This is a genomic window from Streptomyces sp. NPDC026417 (assembly GCF_055567695.1).
In genome coordinates this window covers 231,571-249,272 of sequence record NZ_JBVHPY010000004.1, presented here as the reverse complement: position 1 = coordinate 249,272, position 17,702 = coordinate 231,571, and the positions used below count along the sequence as shown (strand labels likewise).

Sequence of the window (17,702 nt, the reverse complement as noted above, 5' to 3'; positions counted from 1 at the left end):
GATGGGATCACGCGCCGCGGTGCCCCGAGCGGAACCGCCGAGGGAACCGCCACCGCCCCCACCGTGGACGACGGGCGGAGGAAGCCCAGGAGGGGCTGCACGGGACGCCGGGAGCAGCCCGTCGATGCCGGAGCCGTCGCAGCGGCGGTAGTCCACTGGTGCGCCTCCTGCCCGCCTCGCGGCCGGGCCCTCAAGCCCACGGACACGGCACCCTGGGCCCCCGGAAACAGCGAAGGCGGCCCCCGTCCACGGACTGCGTGGACGAGGACCGCCTTCGAACTGGTGGGCGATACTGGGTTCGAACCAGTGGCCTCTTCGGTGTGAACGAAGCGCTCTCCCGCTGAGCTAATCGCCCGGGCGCACGGAGAACATTACCCCATGTCAGCGGGTGCCCCGGACCAGCAGCGCGACCCGGGAGCACACCGCCGGGACCTCGTCATTCCTTGATCTTCCAGGGCATCTCGAAGCCGAACTTCCAGACGTAGATCGCGACGAGCACCGCGACGATCACGAGACCCACGGTCGTCAGGATGATGTTGCGCCGGCGCACGCGCGGGTCGAGCGCCCGCTGTGTCGCCTCGGTCACCTTGTGCTTGGTCCAGCGCAGGACCAGCTGAGCCCAGACGAACTCGGTCGCCCAGATCGCCATACCGCCGAAGATCACGAGCCAGCCGGGCCCCGGCAGCGGAAGCATGACCACGCCCGCGCCCACGACAGCGAGGCCGACGATGAAAACTCCCACCTGCCAGCTCAGGTGCAGCGCCCGCCGGGCCTGGATGAATTCCGGCGCCCGCGAACCGAGCGGTCGCTCGTCCTTCGATTCTTGCGGAGCCACGGCGACCTCGCCCGGCTCGTCACTCCCCGTATTCATACGACCAAACCCTACCCGAGAGAAACCAGTCACCGGAATGGGCGTACGTCACGAACACACTCTCGGCCGGATGAGCTACCTAAACACACGCAAAACACTCAGAGGGGTTTACAACGGCACCGTAGGTGGCATGTCGATTTCGCCGACGTGCGAATCCCCGAGCGCACACTGAGCGAAAGGCCCTGGCGCTTATGAACACCACGGTCAGCTGCGAGCTGCACCTGCGCCTCGTTGTGTCGAGCGAGTCCTCACTGCCTGTACCCGCAGGACTGCGGTATGACACGGCCGATCCCTACGCCGTGCACGCCACCTTCCACACCGGAGCCGAGGAAACCGTCGAGTGGGTGTTCGCCCGCGACCTCCTCGCCGAGGGCCTGCACCGGCCCACCGGAACCGGCGACGTCCGAGTCTGGCCGTCCCGGAGCCACGGTCAGGGCGTCGTCTGCATCGCCCTCAGCTCCCCGGAGGGTGAAGCCCTCCTCGAGGCCCCGGCACGGGCTCTCGAGTCGTTCCTCAAGCGAACCGACGCCGCCGTGCCCCCCGGCACGGAACACCGGCACTTCGATCTCGACACGGAGCTCTCCCACATCCTCGCGGAGAGTTAGCGAGGGACCCAGAGCCGCCCGGCGCCGTCCACTCGGGGAGACGGCTCGGGCCTGGACAACTTCACATGGCACACACCGGCGCCGTCGCCGCGGATTTCCGCGGAGGCGGCGCCGGTGCGTGCCCCGAGGAGCGCTCCGGCCGTCACGGAGCGTTCCGGGACCTGGTCCGTACCGGCCCCCGCCGGCACCGAGCCGCTAGGCTCGGCCACCCATCGGCGGGCGCCCGCCCGACTTCAGGCCAGGGAGCGAAACGTGCTGATCACCCACGACACCCGGTGCGCCCTCGACACCGTGGTGGATCTGGTGAACACCGCGCCGGACGACGACGCGGCGGATCGCCTCACGGACGTCGCGTCCCTGGAGGAGTTCGTGCGCAACCACGACATCAGCGACGTGGGCGTGCTGTCGGAGCAGGACCTGGCGGCGGTCCGGCAGGTGCGCGGGCGGTTCACCGGCATCTTCGCGGCCGCCGACGCACGCGCCGCGGCCGGACTCATCAACGAGCTGGTGGCCGCCGCCGGCACCACACCGCGACTCACCGACCACGACGGCTACGACTGGCACGTGCACTACTTCGCGCCCGGCGCCTCCGTCGCCGACCACCTCGCGGCGGACTGCGGAATGGCACTGGCCTTCTTCGTGGTCGCCGGGGAGCAGGACCGGCTGCGCCGGTGCGAGGCCCCGGACTGCCGGCGCGCCTTCGTCGACCTCTCCCGCAACCGCTCCCGCCGCTACTGCGACAGCCGCACCTGCGGCAACCGTCTGCACGTGGCGGCCTACCGGGCCCGGCGCAAGGAGGCGGCGAGCTGACGGAGCCCTCGACGGGTGGCGCCAGGGGCTCCGTGTACGGCTCAGAGCAGCAGCAGATCGTGCAGCGACGCCATGAGCAGCAGACAGCCGATCACCGCTAGGAAGATCATCAGCGGCGGCTGGGAAAGTGCGAAGAGACAACCCCGCCGTTCCTCGGGAGGGGCGGCGGTGTCGCTCTGTGTTGTGTCCAGCATCTCGCGGTGATGATGACCCACGGGCCACCCCGGGGGCGATCAACACGCCCGAAATGACCGGGAGTTCATCAATCCTCGCGAAGCGTGACGACGGACGTGATCACTTCCGCGGGTGCACCTGATCAGTTCCGGGCGCACTCGGTCCCGGGCCGCCGGTACCCGCCGCGCGCTGCCGGGCCCGGCTTCAGATGCCGTGCTTCTTGAGGATGGCCTCGATGTCGCTGAAATCCTCCGAGGGACCCGCCGCACCCGCGCCACGTCCCGTGGACGCGGGCCGCGCGGTGGAGCGCGAGCCCTGCCCCAACGACGGCGCCGACGCCCCGGGAGCAGCCGCCTCCCGCCGGGCCGCGGCCCGGGCCGCCCTGCGCTCCTTGCGCGTGCCTCCGCCGCGGCGCTCCACGGCCCGGGTGGTCAGGAACAGCAGCCAGGCAGCGCCCAGCAGGACGAAACCGGCCCATGCGGTCGGGCTGAAGGCGGTGTCCGCCACCCAGCCGACGGCTCCCGTCATCACCAGGCCGATGGGTACCAGCGAGTAGGCGGCGATGCGGGCGGCGGAGAGGAAACGCTTGCGGTAGGCCGTCACCGCGGCGATGCCCAGCCCGGCCACGGAGACGGCGGAACAGACGGTCTCGGCAATCATCCGGTCCTCCGGGCGGGGTGCGGGGCGGGAAGGGGTACTACGTCCCTTCCATCCTGCACCGCGGCCCGCCCGGTGTGCCATGGTCCGGGCGGACCTCAGGGACATCTCCGGGTCGGGGGTCCTCCGCAGGTCCCGGTTGGGGCAGCGGCTCGGCGGCTGGGAGACTGAGGACCATGAACGACTCCTCCGCCGCCCGCCCCGTCACCCCCGTCCTGGACGTCTGGTGCGAACTGCAGTGCCCCGACTGCCGCACCGCCCTGGACGACCTGCGAGCCCTGCGCGCCCGCTACGGCGACCGCCTGGAGGTGCGGCTGCGGCACTTCCCGCTGGAGAAGCACCAGCACGCCTTCGCCGCCGCGCAGGCCGCCGAGGAGGCCGCCGAACAGGGCAGCGCCTGGGCCTACGTGGAGGCCGTGCTCGGCCGCGTCGAGGAGCTGGACCGCCGGGGGGAGCCCTTCCTCGTCGAGGTGGCCGCCGAACTCGGCCTGGACGCCGAGGAGTTCGACACCGCGCTGATCGACGGCCGGCACATCCTGATCGTCGACGCCGACCAGGCGGAGGGCAAGGCCATCGGCGTGACGGGCACGCCGACGTACGTCATCGACGGCCGGCGCCTGGACGGCGGCAGGAGCCAGGCCGGCCTGCGCGAGCGCATCGAGGAGATCGCCGACCGGCTGCTGGCGGATCAGGACGCCTGACCTCGCCGGACGCTTCCCGGATCGACCGGACCTACAGGCTCTTGTACAGGTGATGGGCGGTCGTTTCGTAGCCGAGCGACTCGTAGAGCCGCTCGGCCGGGGTGTTGCCCGCGAACACGTTGAGTCCGATCACGGTGCGGCCGGCGGCGACCGCCTGCGCCTCCGCCAGCAGCATGAGCGTACGGCCGTGGCCTCTGCCGCGGTGGGCGGCGTCCGCCTCGACGTCGAAGACGAACGCACGCTCGTCCTGAAGCGCCAGCCACAGGGTGCCGACCGGCCTCCCCTCGTGTTCCAGAACGCTGATCAGCACGTTCTCGGTGGCCGTCCCGTGCGCCAGCAGCTGGTCGTGGTCGCGGCGCGACTTCTCGTGCGCCTCCGCCTCGGGCACCCCGCGGTCGATCCAGATCTGCGCGTAGCTCTCCCGGGCCCGCGCCTCCCAAGGGCCGTACTCCTCCTCGGACATGGGGCGGGCGACGCTCCCCGCGGGCAGGCCGGGAGGCGTGGCGCCGAGTTGCTTCTCCATGCCGCGGTTGCGCGTCACGTAACCGAGCGCCCGGGTCATCCGGAGTGCGGCCACGGCATCGGCGGGCACCGACGCCTCGATCCGCCGGCACCCCCAGCCGCGGGCCACCTCCTCGACGGCGAGAGCGGCCACCGTGCCCCGCCCCCTCCCTCGGTCGGGCGCGTCGATCCGCAGATCCGTGACCCGCGCGACGTCGGGTCCGAACAGCGCGTGGGTACTGAGCCGTATCCCGCCCATGGGACGGCTGTTCACACACACCTGGTAGTGGCGCGAGCGCGTTCCGTCGGCGTGGTGCTGAAGCGGCTCGGTCGGCCGCAGGGTCGTGGTCATCAGGGGAGTTGTACCCGCCCGGCGGGCCGACGTCATCCGGATTACCCGCGGGTCCCGGGTTACGGGTCGAGGTCGCTGCCGGCGCGCTCGTCGAAGATCCGCATCGCCTCCGCGGTCACCGGGCCCGGCGCGCCCGGCAGTTGGCGTCCGTCGACGCGGTGCACCGCCTGCACGTCGCGCAGCGTGGATGTCAGGAAGACCTCGTCGGCGCGCTCCAGGACGTCCAGCGGCAGGTCGGTCTCGCGGGCGCCCGTCCACTCGACGGCGAGGGCGCGCGTGATGCCGGCGAGGCAGCCGGAGGCGACCGGCGGGGTGTGGATCTCACCGTCGAGGACGACGAAGACGTTCGACCCCGTGCCCTCGCACAGCCGGCCCACTGTGTTCGCGAACAGCGCCTCGGTGGCGCCCTGTTCGCGGGCACGGGCGAGGGCGACGACGTTCTCCGCGTACGAGGTGGTCTTGAGGCCGGTCAGGGCGCCCCGCTCGTTGCGCGTCCACGGCACGGTGACGACGGCGGTGGAGTCGGGCCGGCGGGCGGACTCGCCGAGGGCGACGACCAGGGTCGGACCGTGCTCTCCGCGGTCCGAGCCGAGCGGGCCGTGGCCTCCGGTGTAGGTGATCCGGAGCCGGCCCAGTGGCATCGGGTTGGCCTCGATGACGGCGGCGCAGGCGCGGCGCACCTCGTCGAGGTCGGGGTCCGGCAGGCCGAGGCCGCGGGCCGAGCGGGTCAGCCGGTCGAGATGGCGGGTGAGGGCGAACGGCCGTCCGTCGACCGCCTTCACCGTCTCGAAGATGCCGTCGCCCACGGTCAGTCCGTGATCGAAGACGGAGACGCGGGCGGACTCGGTGTCCTGCAGCCCGCCGTCGAGCCAGATCTTCACGAAAGGGTCCCTCCACTCGCCTCGTACGTCCCCGACGCTACCGCGAGCAGTCGGGAGGCCTTCAGCTCGGTCTCCCGCCACTCGCCGCCGGGGTCCGAGCCCCAGGTGATTCCGGCGCCCGTGCCGAAGCGCAGGACACCCTCGGCCCGGTCGATCCAGAAGGTGCGTATGCCGACGGCCAGCTCCCCGGTGCCCCGGTCGGCGTCGACCCAGCCGATGCCGCCGCAGTAGGGGCCGCGGGGCGCGGTCTCCAGGGCGTCGATGATCCGCAGCGCGCTGGACTTGGGTGCCCCCGTGACGGAGCCGGGAGGGAACGCCGCGGCGAGCACCTCGGGCCAGCCCGCCTCCGGGCGCAGCTCGCCGCGCACGGTGGAGACGAGATGGACGAGTCCGGGGTGCTTCTCGACGACGCACAGGTCGGGGACGGTCACGGTGCCGGTGGCGCAGACCTGCCCGATGTCGTTGCGGACCAGGTCCACGATCATGACGTTCTCGGCGTAGTCCTTCTCCAGGAGGTCGGCCTCGGTGCGGCCGGTTCCCTTGATCGGCCCCGACTCGACGGTCCGGCCGTCGCGGCGCAGGAAGAGCTCCGGGGACGCGGTGGCGATCTCGACGCCGTGACCGGGCAGGCGGATCGTTCCGGCGTACGGTGCCGGGTTGCCGCGGGCCAGCAGCGCGGTCAGCGCGTCCACGTCGGCGTCGGGGGCGACCGGCGCCGAGAGCACCCGGCAGAGATTCGCCTGGTAGACCTCGCCGGCCGCGATGTGCCGCCGGATCCGCCGGACCCCTTCCGTGTACGCGGCGTGGTCGAGGGACGACGTCCAGTCCGCGGCCGCCGGCCCGCGCCACTCCCCCGGCACCGGCGCGGGCACCGTCTGCGCCCGGACGTCCGCGAAGCGGGCGCAGGTCAGACGGCCTTCGAAGTCGGCCGAGACGGCCCAGAAGCCGGTGGATTCCAGGGCCGCGGGGTCGCTGGTGACATCGAGGAGGCCGGTCGCCACGAGGCCGCCGAAGCGGGCGAGAGCAGGGAGGTCGTGCACGCAATCGAGTCTAGGGTGGGTGACCTGCGGGCGGGCCCGGCGGCGTCCTGGCGCGGACGCAACGCAGCACGCTGCACAAACGCGTTTTTGTGCTGGCCCCGGAATCCGCTAGAGTTCAACACGTCGCCGGGACGCGAGAGCCGACCGGAAACGACAAGCGGACGTAGCTCAGTTGGTAGAGCGCAACCTTGCCAAGGTTGAGGTCGCCAGTTCGAACCTGGTCGTCCGCTCGCAGGAAGTGGGGGATCTTCCCGAGCTCCCACGCCTGGTGGAGTGGCCGAGAGGCGAGGCAACGGCCTGCAAAGCCGTCTACACGGGTTCAAATCCCGTCTCCACCTCCAAGGACGATTAGCTCAGCGGGAGAGCGCTTCCCTGACACGGAAGAGGTCACTGGTTCAATCCCAGTATCGTCCACTGGATCTTGCCCAAGATCCGTACCCGCGCGATTAGCTCAGCGGGAGAGCGCTTCCCTGACACGGAAGAGGTCACTGGTTCAATCCCAGTATCGCGCACGCAGTACACTGCTCCACGTCCCGCGCGATTAGCTCAGCGGGAGAGCGCTTCCCTGACACGGAAGAGGTCACTGGTTCAATCCCAGTATCGCGCACCAGCCGAAGCCCCCGGCCGTCTCGACGGCCGGGGGCTTCGTCGTGCGCGCCGGCTCCGTCCGGAAACGGCGAAGGGGCCCTCCAGCCGTGGAGGACCCCTGTCGCGTCAGGACGAGAAGAGCATGCGCCCGAAGCTCTTCTGGCGGTGGTGGCCGCCGTAGTGACCGCCGTGGCCGCCGTGCGGGGCGCCCCAGGCCGGTGCCGGGGCGGAGGGGTAGGCCTGCGGGGCCGCCGGGGGCGGCGGGGCGGGCTGCGACCACTGGGACTCCAGGCGGGTCAGGGACTCCAGCTCGCCGTAGTCGAGGAAGATCCCGCGGCAGCCGCTGCACTGCTCGATCTGGACGCCATTGCGGTTGTAGGTGTGCATGGGCGCATGGCACTTCGGACACTGCATGCTCGGCTCAACTCCTCGCCGTCGGTGCTGCTTAGCGTTATGCCAGGACAGACTCAGTCCGGCCGTCGTCGGTTGCACCCTACTTCGCGGGTTCCCCGGCCAACTCGGGCGGGAGGGGGGCCATTCGGTCGCAGGCGTCGATCACGGCCTGCTGGACCTCGTCCAACGGGTCGCCGGACGCCACGGACTTGGCAATCGCGAGCGCCGCGGTCTGCACCGCGAGGGCGCGGGCCGGCACGTCCAGCGCCGGCCAGGGATCGCCGTCGGCGGGCACGGCCGGGCCGCCCGCTCCCCGGTAGGCGGTCAGGAAGCGGGTCCACTCGTCGGGCGGGAGGAGGCCGCAGGCGTACCAGGCGGCCGGGCGGGCCAAGTCCCAGGCGGGCACCCCGTACCCCAGGTCGTCGACGTCGATGAGCAGCCAGGGGCCGGCCGCAGCGGGGTGCCGCACCAACTGGCCGAGGTGGAGGTCGCCGTGGCAGAGCGTCCCGGACCCCTCCGGCATCGGCGCCTCGTCGCGGGCCCAGGGCGGCAGGGCGGCCCAGGCGCGCAGCACCGGTTCGGCGGCGGGGTGCGGACCGGCCGCGCCGAGCCGGGCGATCGCCCGCGCCGCCTTGGCCGGGCCGCGCATGGGGGGCAGCCCGTCCGGCACCGGCGCCCGGTGCAGCCGCGCCAGCAGCAAGGCGGCCTCCTCCCAGGGCGCCGCCTCCGGCCGCTCCGGGTCGACCGGGGTGCCGTAGGGCCAGAAGGTCACCAGGCGTCCGTGCGGGTCGACGGGGGCCTGGCCCAGGGGCGGGAGGAGGACACCGCGAAGGGCGGGATCGGCGGCGACGGCGAGGCGCCGGGCGAGCTGCTCCGGGTCCGTGGCCCCGTCGTGGGCCTTGGCCACGGTGTCGCCGTGACGGACGACGGTGCCGTCCCGCCGGTCCGCGAGGACGGCCTCGGTGTGGGCACAGGCGGCGTCCCCCGGGTGCGCCGCGCCGCGCACCTGCGCGGTCAGTACGGCCACCACGTCTGCGGTCACGGGTCCCCCCTCGTACGCGAACGGTTCCCGGTGAGCGTATGCGGGCCGGGGGCGGCCCCGGCAGGAGGGGGCGGGCCGGCGGAGGCGGGGTCCCGGCGCACCCCCGGTGCGTGCGGGCACCGCGGCGCCCTACGGCGGTGGGGGCGGGAATCGCCGGGGCATGGCAATGCCCGCGCAGCTCCCCAGCTGCGCGGGCATTTGTGCCGTCCGCCGCACCCCCGTCCCCACGGGGTTTCATGGCCGGATGTCCCCGCCCGGACCGCTCTTCCGGGCCTGGGGCGCCGCTCAGCGCCCCAGCATCACGCCCACGGACGACGCTTGTGTGACCACCGCTTCCCAGCCGCCGAAGACGACCACGAGCAGGGCCGCCAGGGGAAGGACCATCGCTGTCGCCACCAGCGGGTGGCGACGGCCCGGCCGGCTGGTGCCGAACGCGGCGGTGTACGCCCTGCGTCCCTGCGTGCGGATCGCCGTCCGCGGTGCCGTGTGGGCCATGGTCCCTCTCCTGACCGAGCTTCTGTGGTGTTGACAGCGGCGGGTGTCTGACCTCGGGGGACGAGTGCTGCACCCGCCGCTTGACCTCAAATCTAGGCCCGCGGCGGGTGCCGGTCGTCATGCCCTCGTACCGATTGCCGGGCCTCCCGGAGGATGAGCGATGACCTGCGGCGTACTCCCCTGGGTGGAGACGCGGCCGCCGGTCTCGGGGTCTTCCCGGAGGGGATGCCCGGTGTGCCCCTACTGTTCCGAGCTGTCCTCCCGCGGGATCGGCTGCTCGACCAGGGCCAGCACCCGATTCGCCATGAAGCGCGCGGTGCGCACCACTGATCCGCTACGGGTGACTTCGCTCACTTCGACGACACCCCGGCGCACCGCCGTCTCCACCCGGCGGCCCGCCCTGCTCGCCACCACCTCGTACGTCCGCGTCGTGTCGCCGGCGTCCACGACTATCTCCACTCGGTCACCCTTCACGGGATCAATCCCCCTTCTGCGACGGGTGGTTGGGACCCCAGGCAGCTCGCAGCAGGCCTGGTCGCGCGTTCCCTGACCATCTTTCAAGTTTCCCACCCGGCACTGACAATCGATCGGGTCGTGAGGGCGCGGCCTATGCGCGCACCCGGCCGTGGAAACGTAAGCTGTGGCTCGTCAAACGGACCGGGCAGCGGGGATGGACATGGCGATGATGCGCCTGAGGCGCGAGGACCCGCGTGTCGTCGGCTCGTTCAGGCTTCACCGACGGCTCGGCGCGGGCGGGATGGGCGTTGTGTATCTGGGCTCCGACCGGCGCGGCCAGCGGGTCGCGCTGAAGGTGATCCGGCCCGACCTGGCGGAGGATCAGGAGTTCCGGTCGCGGTTCGCGCGTGAGGTCTCGGCGGCTCGGCGGATCAGGGGCGGATGCACGGCGCGGCTCGTGGCGGCCGATCTCGACGCGGACCGGCCGTGGTTCGCCACGCAGTACGTCCCGGGGCCCTCGCTGCACGACAAGGTCGCCGAGGAGGGGCCGCTGAGCGCCGCGGACGTGGCGGCCGTGGGCGCCGCCCTCTCCGAGGGGCTCGTCGCGGTGCACGAGGCCGGTGTCGTCCACCGTGACCTGAAGCCGTCCAACATCCTGCTCTCGCCGAAGGGCCCCCGGATCATCGACTTCGGGATCGCCTGGGCGACGGGCGCCTCCACCCTGACCCACGTCGGTACGGCGGTCGGGTCGCCCGGGTTCCTCGCGCCGGAGCAGGTGCGCGGCGCCGCCGTCACCCCGGCGACCGACGTCTTCTCCCTGGGCGCCACGCTGGCGTACGCGGCGACGGCCGACTCCCCCTTCGGGCACGGCAGTTCCGAAGTGATGCTGTACCGGGTGGTGCACGAGGAGGCCCAGCTGCACGGGGTTCCCGACGCGCTGGCGCCACTCGTGCGGGCCTGCCTCGCGAAGGATCCCGAGGAGCGGCCCAGCACGCTGCAACTGTCGCTGCGGCTCAAGGAGATCGCGGCGCGGGAGGCGCAGGGACTCGCCGACGTACGGCCGCCCGCGCCGCGCACCGACCCGGACCGGCCGAGCGGGCGGCTCGCCGAGCAGTACGCCGACCAGCGCACCCAGCGGCGCCCGCAGGGTCCGCACGGTTCGCAGGGCTCCTCGCAGCCCCGGACGGGCGGTGGCTCGCGGTCGGGTTCCCGCCCGGCGCCGTCGCGCAACACGACGCGCTCGGGCAACCGGCCCGCACCGCGCAGCGGGGCCGGCCGGCCGGGACCGCGCACCACCGGTACGGGCAGGCGGCCGGCCAATCCGCGGTTGCTGCGTCAGCGGCTCTTCGTGTTCGTCGTGGTGACCCTGCTGGTGGCGCTGGGCATCGCCGCGGCCCAGGGGTGCCAGGGGCCGGCGCGGGGCCTCGGCGACGGGGGCGCCCACCAGGACGTACGGCACGAGCGGTCGTACGGGCCACCGGACGGCGGACACCGGTACGGTCCGCGGTAGCGGGCGGCGCGGTGCTCAGGCGGTCGGACGGCCCGTCGCCACGGCGTAGAAGGCGACGGCGGCCGCCGCGCCGACGTTGAGCGAGTCGACGCCGTGGGCCATCGGAATGCGAACCCACTCGTCCGCGGCGACCAGGGCCCGAGTGGACAGGCCGTCCCCCTCCGCGCCGAGCATGAGGGCGACCCGGTCCATCCGGTGGGGCGCGGTCTCGTCGAGGGTCTTGGCCTTCTCGTCCGGAGTGAGCGCGAGGAGGGCGAAACCCGCCTCGCGGACCGACTCCAGGCTCCGGGGCCACGATTCGAGGCGGGCGTACGGCACGGAGAAGACGGCCCCCATGGAGACCTTCACCGACCGTCGGTAGAGCGGGTCCGCGCAGTCCGGGGAGAGCAGCACCGCGTCCATGCCGAGGGCCGCCGCCGAGCGGAAGATGGCACCGATGTTGGTGTGGTCGTTGACCGACTCCATGACGACCACCCGGCGGGCCGACTGCAGCAGCTCGGCCGCCGTGGGCAGCGGTTTGCGCTGCATGGAGGCGAGCGCGCCGCGGTGCACGTGGTAGCCGGTGACCTGCTCGGCGAGTTCCGGGCTGACCGCGTACACCGGGGCCGGCAGCTCGTCGATGACGTCGCGCATGACGTCGACCCACTTGGCGGAGAGCAGCATCGAGCGCATCTCGTAACCGGCGTCCTTGGCCCGTCTGATGACCTTCTCGCCCTCGGCGATGAACAGGCCCTCGGCGGGTTCGCGCTTGCGGCGCAGTTCCACGTCGGTCAGGCCCGTGTAGTCGCGCAGACGCGGGTCGTCGGGGTCCTCAACGGTGATGAGATCGGCCACAGGGTGATACTGCCTTGTCCTGGGTGTGGTGCCAACGGCTCGGAACGGGTGGGTTACCCGGGGTTACGCGAGGAGCCCCCGTGGCTCGGGGGCTCCGGGGTCATGCGGGGTGCCGGGGGTCCGGGTCCTCGGACGGCCCGGCGGGCGCCGCCCGGAAGAGGTCGCCGAGGAGCCCCGCGCCCGCGTGCACGACCTCGCCGATGACGATGACGGCCGGGGGCTTCACCTCCTCGGTGCGGACGGTGTCCGCGACGGTCGCGAGGGTCGCGTCCACGCGGCGCTGGGCGGCGGTCGTGCCCTCCTGGACCAGGGCGACGGGCGTCCCGGCGGCCTTCCCGTTCTCCATGAGCGTGCGCGCGATGGCGCCGATCTTGTCCACGCCCATCAGGACGACGAGTGTGCCGCGCAGCTTGGCGAGGGCCGCCCAGTCGACCAGGGAGCGCTCGTCGTCGGGTGCCACATGACCGCTGACCACGGTGAACTCGTGGGCGACCCCGCGATGGGTGACCGGGATGCCCGCGGCGCCCGGCACCGAGATCGAGCTGGAGATGCCGGGGACGATCGTGCAGGGGATGCCCGCCTCGGCGAGCGCCTGGGCCTCCTCCATGCCCCGTCCGAAGACGAACGGGTCGCCGCCCTTGAGGCGGACGACCGCCTTGCCCTGCTTGGCGTGCTCGATCAGCGCGTTGTTGATGGCCTCCTGCGCCATGAAACGGCCGTACGGGATCTTCGCCGCGTCGATCACCTCGACGTGCGGCGGGAGTTCGGCGAGCAGGTCGCGCGGTCCGAGGCGGTCGGCGATGACCACGTCCGCCTCGGCGAGGAGACGACGGCCGCGGACCGTGATCAGGTCCGGGTCGCCGGGGCCGCCGCCGACGAGCGCGACACCCTGGGTGCGGGCGCGGTGGTGCGGTGCCACCAGGGTGCCGTCGCGGAGTCCTTCGACCACGGCGTCCCGGATCGCGGCGGTGCGGCGGGGGTCGCGCCCCCGGGCGTCGGTCGTCAGCACGGCGACCGTGACGCCCTCGCTGTGGCCGGTGGCCGGGGTCCACGCGGTGGCCGCGTCGGCGTCGTCGGAGCGGACGCACCAGACGCGCAGTCGCTCCGCCTCGGCCGAGGCCCGTAGGTTCGCGGCCGTGTCGCTGGTCGCGATGAGGGCGTACCAGGCGTCGGCGAGGTCACCGTCCTCGTACGGGCGCCGGCTCCAGCCGATCTCGCCCGCGTCCGCCATCGCCTCGACGGAGGGGGTGGCCTGCGGCGAGACGAGGTGGACGTCCGCGCCGGCCGCGATCAGGGCGGGGAGGCGGCGCTGGGCCACCTGGCCACCACCGAGGACGACGACGCGGCGGCCTGCGAGGCGGAGGCCTACGGGGTAGGCGGGGTGTTCGGCCATGGAGGGGCGGCTCCTCGTGCGGGGCGGGGCGAGACGGGCCCCCTGCGCCTTCGGAGCGGGCCTGACGTGCGGATTTTAAGCTGCGGCTCGGGCAGGTGGCGCGGGCGGGTGCGGGTTTCCTCCCCGCCCCCGCACCCGCCCGAAACCGTGGCGGCGCGCCCGGGACGCCGTCCGAGCGGCCCGGGGAGGCGGCCGTGTCCGGTCGCGGCGGCGGGACGGGACACGGCGCTCGCGGCTACTTCTCGGTGACCCCTGCGGAGTCGAACGTCGCCACCTCGTGCATCGCCCGGGCCGCGCTCTGTACGACCGGCAGCGCCAGGAGGGCGCCCGTGCCCTCCCCGAGACGGAGGTCGAGATCGACCAGCGGGCGCAGGCCCAGCTTGTTGAGGGCCGCCACATGGCCGGGCTCGGCGCTGCGGTGGCCCGCGATGCAGGCGGCCAGCACCTCCGGGGCGATCGCTCGGGCCACCAGCGCGGCGGCACCCGCGCTGACGCCGTCCAGGATCACCGGCGTCCGCAGGGACGCACCGCCCAGCAGCAGGCCGACCATGGCGGCGTGCTCGAAGCCGCCGATCGCGGCGAGGACGCCGATCGGGTCGGCCGGGTCCGGCTGGTGCACGTCCAGGGCGCGCCGCACGACCTCGGTCTTGCGGGCCAGCGTCTCGTCGTTGATGCCCGTGCCCCGTCCGGTCACCTCCCCGGCGTCGGTGCCGGTGAAGACCGAGATCAGGGCCGCGGAGGCGGTGGTGTTGGCGATGCCCATCTCGCCCGTGAGGAGCGCCTTGTTGCCGGCCGCGACGAGATCGCGGGCCGTCTCGATGCCCACCTCGATGGCCGCCTTGGCCTCCTCGCGGGTCATCGCGGGGCCGGTGGTCATGTCGGACGTGCCCGCGCGGATCTTGCGCGGGAGCAGGCCCGGGGTGGCGGGCAGGTCGGAGGCGACGCCCACGTCGACGACACAGACCTCGGCGCCCACCTGGTTGGCGAAGGCGTTGCACACCGCGCCGCCGCCCAGGAAGTTCGCCACCATCTGGGCGGTGACCTCCTGCGGCCACGGGGTGACGCCCTGGGCGTGCACGCCGTGGTCGCCGGCGAAGATCGCGACGGCCGCGGGCTCCGGGATCGGCGGCGGGCACTGCCGGGACAGCCCGGACAGCTGGGCGGAGATGATCTCCAGCATGCCGAGGGCGCCGGCCGGCTTCGTCATCCGCTTCTGGCGCTCCCACGCCTCGCCCAGCGCCTTCGCGTCGAGCGGACGGATGTTGGTGACCGTCTCGGCGAGCAGGTCGTGCGGCTCCTCGCCGGGCAGCGCCCGACGCCCGTACGTCTCCTCGTGGACGACCCACGACAGCGGGCGGCGCTTGGACCAGCCGGCCTGCATCAGCTCGGGCTCGTCCGGGAACTCGTCCACGTAGCCGACGCAGAGGTAGGCCACGACCTCCAGGTGGTCCGGCAGGCCGAGCGCGCGCACCATCTCGCGCTCGTCGAAGAAGCTGACCCAGCCGACGCCCAGGCCCTCGGCGCGCGCGGCGAGCCAGAGGTTCTCGACCGCGAGCGCGGAGGAGTACGGGGCCATCTGCGGCTGCGTGTGGCGGCCCAGGGTGTGGCGCCCGCCGCGGGTCGGGTCCGCGGTGACGACGATGTTGACCGGGGTGTCGAGGATGGCCTCGATCTTCAGTTCCTTGAACTGCTTGGCCCGGCCCTTGGGGAGGGACTTCGCGTAGGCCTCGCGCTGCCGCGCCGCGAGTTCGTGCATCGAGCGGCGGGTCTCGGCGGAGCGGATCACCACGAAGTCCCACGGCTGGGAGTGGCCGACGCTCGGCGCGGTGTGGGCGGCCTCGAGGACGCGCAGCAGCACGTCGTGCGGGATCGGGTCGCTGCGGAACCCGTTGCGGATGTCGCGGCGCTCACGCATCACGCGCAGCACGGCCTCGCGCTCGGCGTCGTCGTAACCGGGCGCGGCGGGGCCGGTGGACTCTCGTACGTCTTCCACTGCGGCCGTGCTCTCTTCCTGGTCGGCGCCCTGGGTGTCCAGGTCGTCCGCCTGCTGTGCGACTACGACGTCCGGGTCCGCGACGAGCGGCTCCGGTGCGGGGGGTGCCTGGGCCTCGCGCGGGGCGGGCACGGCGGCGACGGCCTCGTCGGCGACCGTCCCCGCGGCGGGCCCGGGCGCTGCCGGCGGCCCGGACTCCGCGGGCGCGGCGGCCGCCTCGGCGGCCGGGGGCTCGACCGGCTCTTCGGCGTAGAGGGTCTCCTCGGTGAGGAGGGCCCCCTCGACCGTCACCGGAAGGGGTGCCGGCGCCTCAGGGGCGGCGGCCGGCTGGGTCTCCGCCGCCTCCGGCTGCTCCACGGGGGGCAGCGGCGGGACGGTCATGGCGTGCGGGGGCGTCGGGGCCAGGTGCGGGGTGGTGGGCACCGAGCCCTCGACCGGGACGAACTCGCCGACGGGCCGGTTCGCGTGCCGACCGGCCCGCTGTTCGCGGGGGGCCTCCGCGGGCGGCGGGTCCGGCAGGGCGGCGGGGCCCTCCGGCCCGGACTCTCCCTGCGGCCGGCCCGCCGGGGCGGGCCCCATGACGGCGTGGGTCCCGGCGGCGTGCGCTCCGACGGCCACCGGGACGCCCTGCGCGGCGGGGGCGTCGAACTGCCGGGCGTCCGGTGCCGCGGGTTCGGACACGAGGAATCCGTGCGCGACGTCCGCGGCCGGCGCGGCGAGCGCCGGGTCCGCCGCGGACACGGGCTCCGCCGCCGGCGCCGGCTGCGGGACCTCGGCCGGCGGCTGCGCCTCGGAGGTGCGCGCGGCGTCCGCGAACGGAACATCTCCTGCCGCCGGACCGGCGTCGGCCGCGGGCGCCTCGGCCGGGTCGGTGAGCTGCGGCGCGGTCGGGAACGCGGTCCGCCCCTCGTACAGGTGCTGGGGGCCGTGGGGGTCGGCGGTGGCCGCGAGGTCCGTCGCGGAGGGGGCGGGCGCGGTCGCGGGGTCCTGCGCGGGCCCGGCCTGCTCGCCCTCGGCGACGACGGGCTCGTCAGGGTCGGCGACGGGTGTCGCCCGCACGCTCTCCTCATCGGGCGACGGCTGTCCGGGCCGGACGGCGTCCGCGACGGCGACCGGGCCGGCGTGCGGGTCCGGTGCGCCGTCCGTGGCCTCCGCGGGCACGGGGCCGACGGGGTCCTGCGGGGCCGGCGCGGAGTCCGCGACGCGGAGGTCCGGGGAACCGCCCAGTGCCTGCTGGTGCAGGTAGCTCTCCGGCGACGGACGGGTGTCGTCGTCCGCGGCGGGCGCGGGCGCATCCACGGCGCCCGGGACCTCCGGGGTGCCGACACCCTCCGGCGCCGGCACCTGGGCCTCGTCGGGAGCCGGCTCGGTGCTCGGGGGCTCCGCGGCCTGAGGGGCCTCCTCGACCGGAGCGGCCACGGGGGGCTGCGCGGGAGCTTCGGCCGCCGGCTCCGGGGACGCCTCCGCGGCCGGCGCGGGCTCGGCGGCCGGGACGGCCTCGGGGGCGGGCGCCCCCACGGGGACGACCGTTTCTGCAGGGGTCCCCTCGGCGGGCACCTGCGGCACCGCCGGAGGGTCCTGCGGCTGCGGCGCGGCGCCCCAGGGCGTCCCCTGCTGCGGCACGTCCCCGAGCTGCGGGGCGTCGAGGTAGTCGGGGCCGGCGGTCGGCGGGCCGGCCTGGCGCATCGGCGCACCCGCCGGGCCGCGGTCCGCGAGCGAGCGCACGGGGCTGGACGAGCCGTTCGGGGTGGGCGGGCCGAGGTGCAGCGGGCGGCGCGGCGGCGACGGCTGGGGGGCCGGGGCGGCGGGCGTCCGGACGCCGCCGAGATCGACCGAGCCGGTGTCCCGGCCGCCCGTCTCGTGCGGACCGGGCTCGAGGGCGTCCTGCGGGGCCGGCTCGTACGCGTCCTGCGGAGTCGGCTCGTACGCGTGCTGCGCCACCGGCTCGTGCGCGTGCGGCCCGGTCGCCTCGTCGGCGGGCTGCGCGGCCGGCTCGTGGGCGGGCGCTTCCGGCTCGGGAGCGGGCTGTGCGACCGGCTCGAAGGCGAGCGGCATCGGGGCGGGCGGGGGCACCTCGTTGCCCCAGGCGCCCTGGGCACCCGGCATGAGCAGAAGGTCGTCGTCCTCGGCGGGAGCCACGGAGGGGTCGAGGTAGGTGTACGCACCGTGCGCGGAGACGCCCGGCTGATCCACCATGCCTGCGTTCTCCGGCAGTCCCTCGCCCGGGACCTGGCCGGTGTCGGTCATGCGTACCCCTCGCCCATCGGTTAGTGCTCCTACGACCAGCTCGCCCGGAACGGCGCACCGACCGCCCCCCGCCATGAAGAACGAGCGTGCGTGCCCAGCGGCACGAACGACCCGCCCGCAAAGCAGACAAAGCCATTTACTGGCATTGTCGCGGTCGTC

At 74.0% G+C, this 17,702-nt stretch carries 17 protein-coding genes and 6 tRNA genes; 9 read left to right on the top strand and 14 right to left on the bottom strand.

Features of this window, described 5'->3' with window-relative positions:
- Positions 1–280 precede the first annotated feature (280 nt).
- Positions 281–355, bottom strand: a tRNA-Val gene (locus ACZ4NT_RS08800).
- Between the two features lie 81 nt (positions 356–436).
- Positions 437–871: a TIGR02611 family protein gene (locus tag ACZ4NT_RS08795; RefSeq protein ID WP_467724387.1), complete on the bottom strand. Its 435-nt coding sequence runs from the start codon at positions 869–871 to the stop codon at positions 437–439.
- A gap of 191 nt (positions 872–1,062) precedes the next feature.
- Between ACZ4NT_RS08795 and ACZ4NT_RS08790 the strand changes: the two genes are divergently transcribed.
- Complete coding sequence (locus ACZ4NT_RS08790; RefSeq protein WP_003959770.1) at positions 1,063–1,476, top strand: SsgA family sporulation/cell division regulator; 414 nt, start codon at positions 1,063–1,065, stop codon at positions 1,474–1,476.
- 252 nt (positions 1,477–1,728) lie between these two features.
- Complete coding sequence (locus ACZ4NT_RS08785) at positions 1,729–2,286, top strand: CGNR zinc finger domain-containing protein (RefSeq protein ID WP_121404347.1); 558 nt, start codon at positions 1,729–1,731, stop codon at positions 2,284–2,286.
- Between the two features lie 41 nt (positions 2,287–2,327).
- Here the strand turns inward: ACZ4NT_RS08785 and ACZ4NT_RS08780 are convergent, their stop codons facing one another.
- Entirely contained in the window at positions 2,328–2,480 is a 153-nt protein-coding gene (locus ACZ4NT_RS08780) for a hypothetical protein (RefSeq protein ID WP_010988207.1), read from the bottom strand.
- A 184-nt stretch (positions 2,481–2,664) separates the two neighbouring features.
- Positions 2,665–3,120: a hypothetical protein gene (locus tag ACZ4NT_RS08775; protein ID WP_121404345.1), complete on the bottom strand. Its 456-nt coding sequence runs from the start codon at positions 3,118–3,120 to the stop codon at positions 2,665–2,667.
- A 173-nt stretch (positions 3,121–3,293) separates the two neighbouring features.
- On the opposite strand from ACZ4NT_RS08775, the gene ACZ4NT_RS08770 reads away from it, so the two are divergent.
- On the top strand, positions 3,294–3,818 hold the full coding sequence (locus ACZ4NT_RS08770) for a DsbA family protein (protein WP_121404343.1): 525 nt from the start codon (positions 3,294–3,296) through the stop codon (positions 3,816–3,818).
- A 31-nt stretch (positions 3,819–3,849) separates the two neighbouring features.
- Here ACZ4NT_RS08770 and ACZ4NT_RS08765 read toward each other — a convergent pair whose 3' ends face one another.
- From ACZ4NT_RS08765 to ACZ4NT_RS08755, 3 genes are read right to left on the bottom strand one after another with little or no spacing between them, the layout of a single operon-like run.
- Positions 3,850–4,671, bottom strand: a complete 822-nt coding sequence (locus tag ACZ4NT_RS08765) for a GNAT family N-acetyltransferase (RefSeq protein ID WP_467724384.1) — start codon at positions 4,669–4,671, stop codon at positions 3,850–3,852.
- A 59-nt stretch (positions 4,672–4,730) separates the two neighbouring features.
- Positions 4,731–5,552 carry an aminotransferase class IV gene (locus ACZ4NT_RS08760; protein WP_467724382.1) on the bottom strand — a complete coding sequence of 274 codons (822 nt, stop codon included), beginning with the start codon at positions 5,550–5,552 and terminating at the stop codon, positions 4,731–4,733.
- Positions 5,549–6,592 (bottom strand): chorismate-binding protein, encoded by a 1,044-nt coding sequence (locus ACZ4NT_RS08755; RefSeq protein ID WP_467724380.1) that lies wholly within the window; start codon positions 6,590–6,592, stop codon positions 5,549–5,551. Before ACZ4NT_RS08755 ends, ACZ4NT_RS08760 begins: the two co-directional genes overlap by 4 nt.
- 157 nt (positions 6,593–6,749) lie before the next feature.
- Here ACZ4NT_RS08755 and ACZ4NT_RS08750 point away from each other — a divergent pair.
- The 5 genes from ACZ4NT_RS08750 to ACZ4NT_RS08730 all read left to right on the top strand — a co-directional run bounded on the left by ACZ4NT_RS08750 (position 6,750) and on the right by ACZ4NT_RS08730 (position 7,202).
- Positions 6,750–6,822: transfer RNA gene (locus ACZ4NT_RS08750), tRNA-Gly, on the top strand.
- A gap of 37 nt (positions 6,823–6,859) precedes the next feature.
- Positions 6,860–6,933, top strand: a tRNA-Cys gene (locus ACZ4NT_RS08745).
- A 1-nt stretch (position 6,934) separates the two neighbouring features.
- Positions 6,935–7,006: transfer RNA gene (locus ACZ4NT_RS08740), tRNA-Val, on the top strand.
- Between the two features lie 26 nt (positions 7,007–7,032).
- Positions 7,033–7,104, top strand: a tRNA-Val gene (locus tag ACZ4NT_RS08735).
- Between the two features lie 23 nt (positions 7,105–7,127).
- Positions 7,128–7,202, top strand: a tRNA-Val gene (locus ACZ4NT_RS08730).
- 104 nt (positions 7,203–7,306) lie between these two features.
- On the opposite strand, the gene ACZ4NT_RS08725 is transcribed toward ACZ4NT_RS08730, so the two are convergent.
- The 4 genes from ACZ4NT_RS08725 to ACZ4NT_RS08710 all read right to left on the bottom strand — a co-directional run bounded on the left by ACZ4NT_RS08725 (position 7,307) and on the right by ACZ4NT_RS08710 (position 9,584).
- Positions 7,307–7,594 (bottom strand): TFIIB-type zinc ribbon-containing protein, encoded by a 288-nt coding sequence (locus ACZ4NT_RS08725; protein ID WP_121404335.1) that lies wholly within the window; start codon positions 7,592–7,594, stop codon positions 7,307–7,309.
- A gap of 79 nt (positions 7,595–7,673) precedes the next feature.
- Complete coding sequence (locus ACZ4NT_RS08720) at positions 7,674–8,615, bottom strand: phosphotransferase family protein (RefSeq protein WP_467724377.1); 942 nt, start codon at positions 8,613–8,615, stop codon at positions 7,674–7,676.
- A 285-nt stretch (positions 8,616–8,900) separates the two neighbouring features.
- Positions 8,901–9,110, bottom strand: a complete 210-nt coding sequence (locus tag ACZ4NT_RS08715) for a hypothetical protein (protein WP_121404332.1) — start codon at positions 9,108–9,110, stop codon at positions 8,901–8,903.
- A gap of 240 nt (positions 9,111–9,350) precedes the next feature.
- Positions 9,351–9,584 (bottom strand): hypothetical protein, encoded by a 234-nt coding sequence (locus tag ACZ4NT_RS08710; protein WP_121404330.1) that lies wholly within the window; start codon positions 9,582–9,584, stop codon positions 9,351–9,353.
- Between the two features lie 196 nt (positions 9,585–9,780).
- Here ACZ4NT_RS08710 and ACZ4NT_RS08705 point away from each other — a divergent pair, with 196 nt between their 5' ends.
- Entirely contained in the window at positions 9,781–11,076 is a 1,296-nt protein-coding gene (locus tag ACZ4NT_RS08705) for a serine/threonine-protein kinase (RefSeq protein WP_467724510.1), read from the top strand.
- A gap of 15 nt (positions 11,077–11,091) precedes the next feature.
- On the opposite strand, the gene ACZ4NT_RS08700 is transcribed toward ACZ4NT_RS08705, so the two are convergent.
- The 3 genes from ACZ4NT_RS08700 to cobT form a co-directional block, all read right to left on the bottom strand.
- Positions 11,092–11,910, bottom strand: coding sequence for a TrmH family RNA methyltransferase (locus tag ACZ4NT_RS08700; RefSeq protein WP_121404326.1), 819 nt, complete (start codon positions 11,908–11,910; stop codon positions 11,092–11,094).
- 100 nt (positions 11,911–12,010) lie between these two features.
- A complete protein-coding gene (cobA, locus tag ACZ4NT_RS08695) occupies positions 12,011–13,303 on the bottom strand; it encodes a uroporphyrinogen-III C-methyltransferase (RefSeq protein WP_467724375.1) in 1,293 nt (430 codons plus the stop codon).
- 235 nt (positions 13,304–13,538) lie between these two features.
- Entirely contained in the window at positions 13,539–17,543 is a 4,005-nt protein-coding gene (gene cobT, locus ACZ4NT_RS08690; protein WP_467724373.1) for a nicotinate-nucleotide--dimethylbenzimidazole phosphoribosyltransferase, read from the bottom strand.
- Positions 17,544–17,702: the final 159 nt, after the last annotated feature.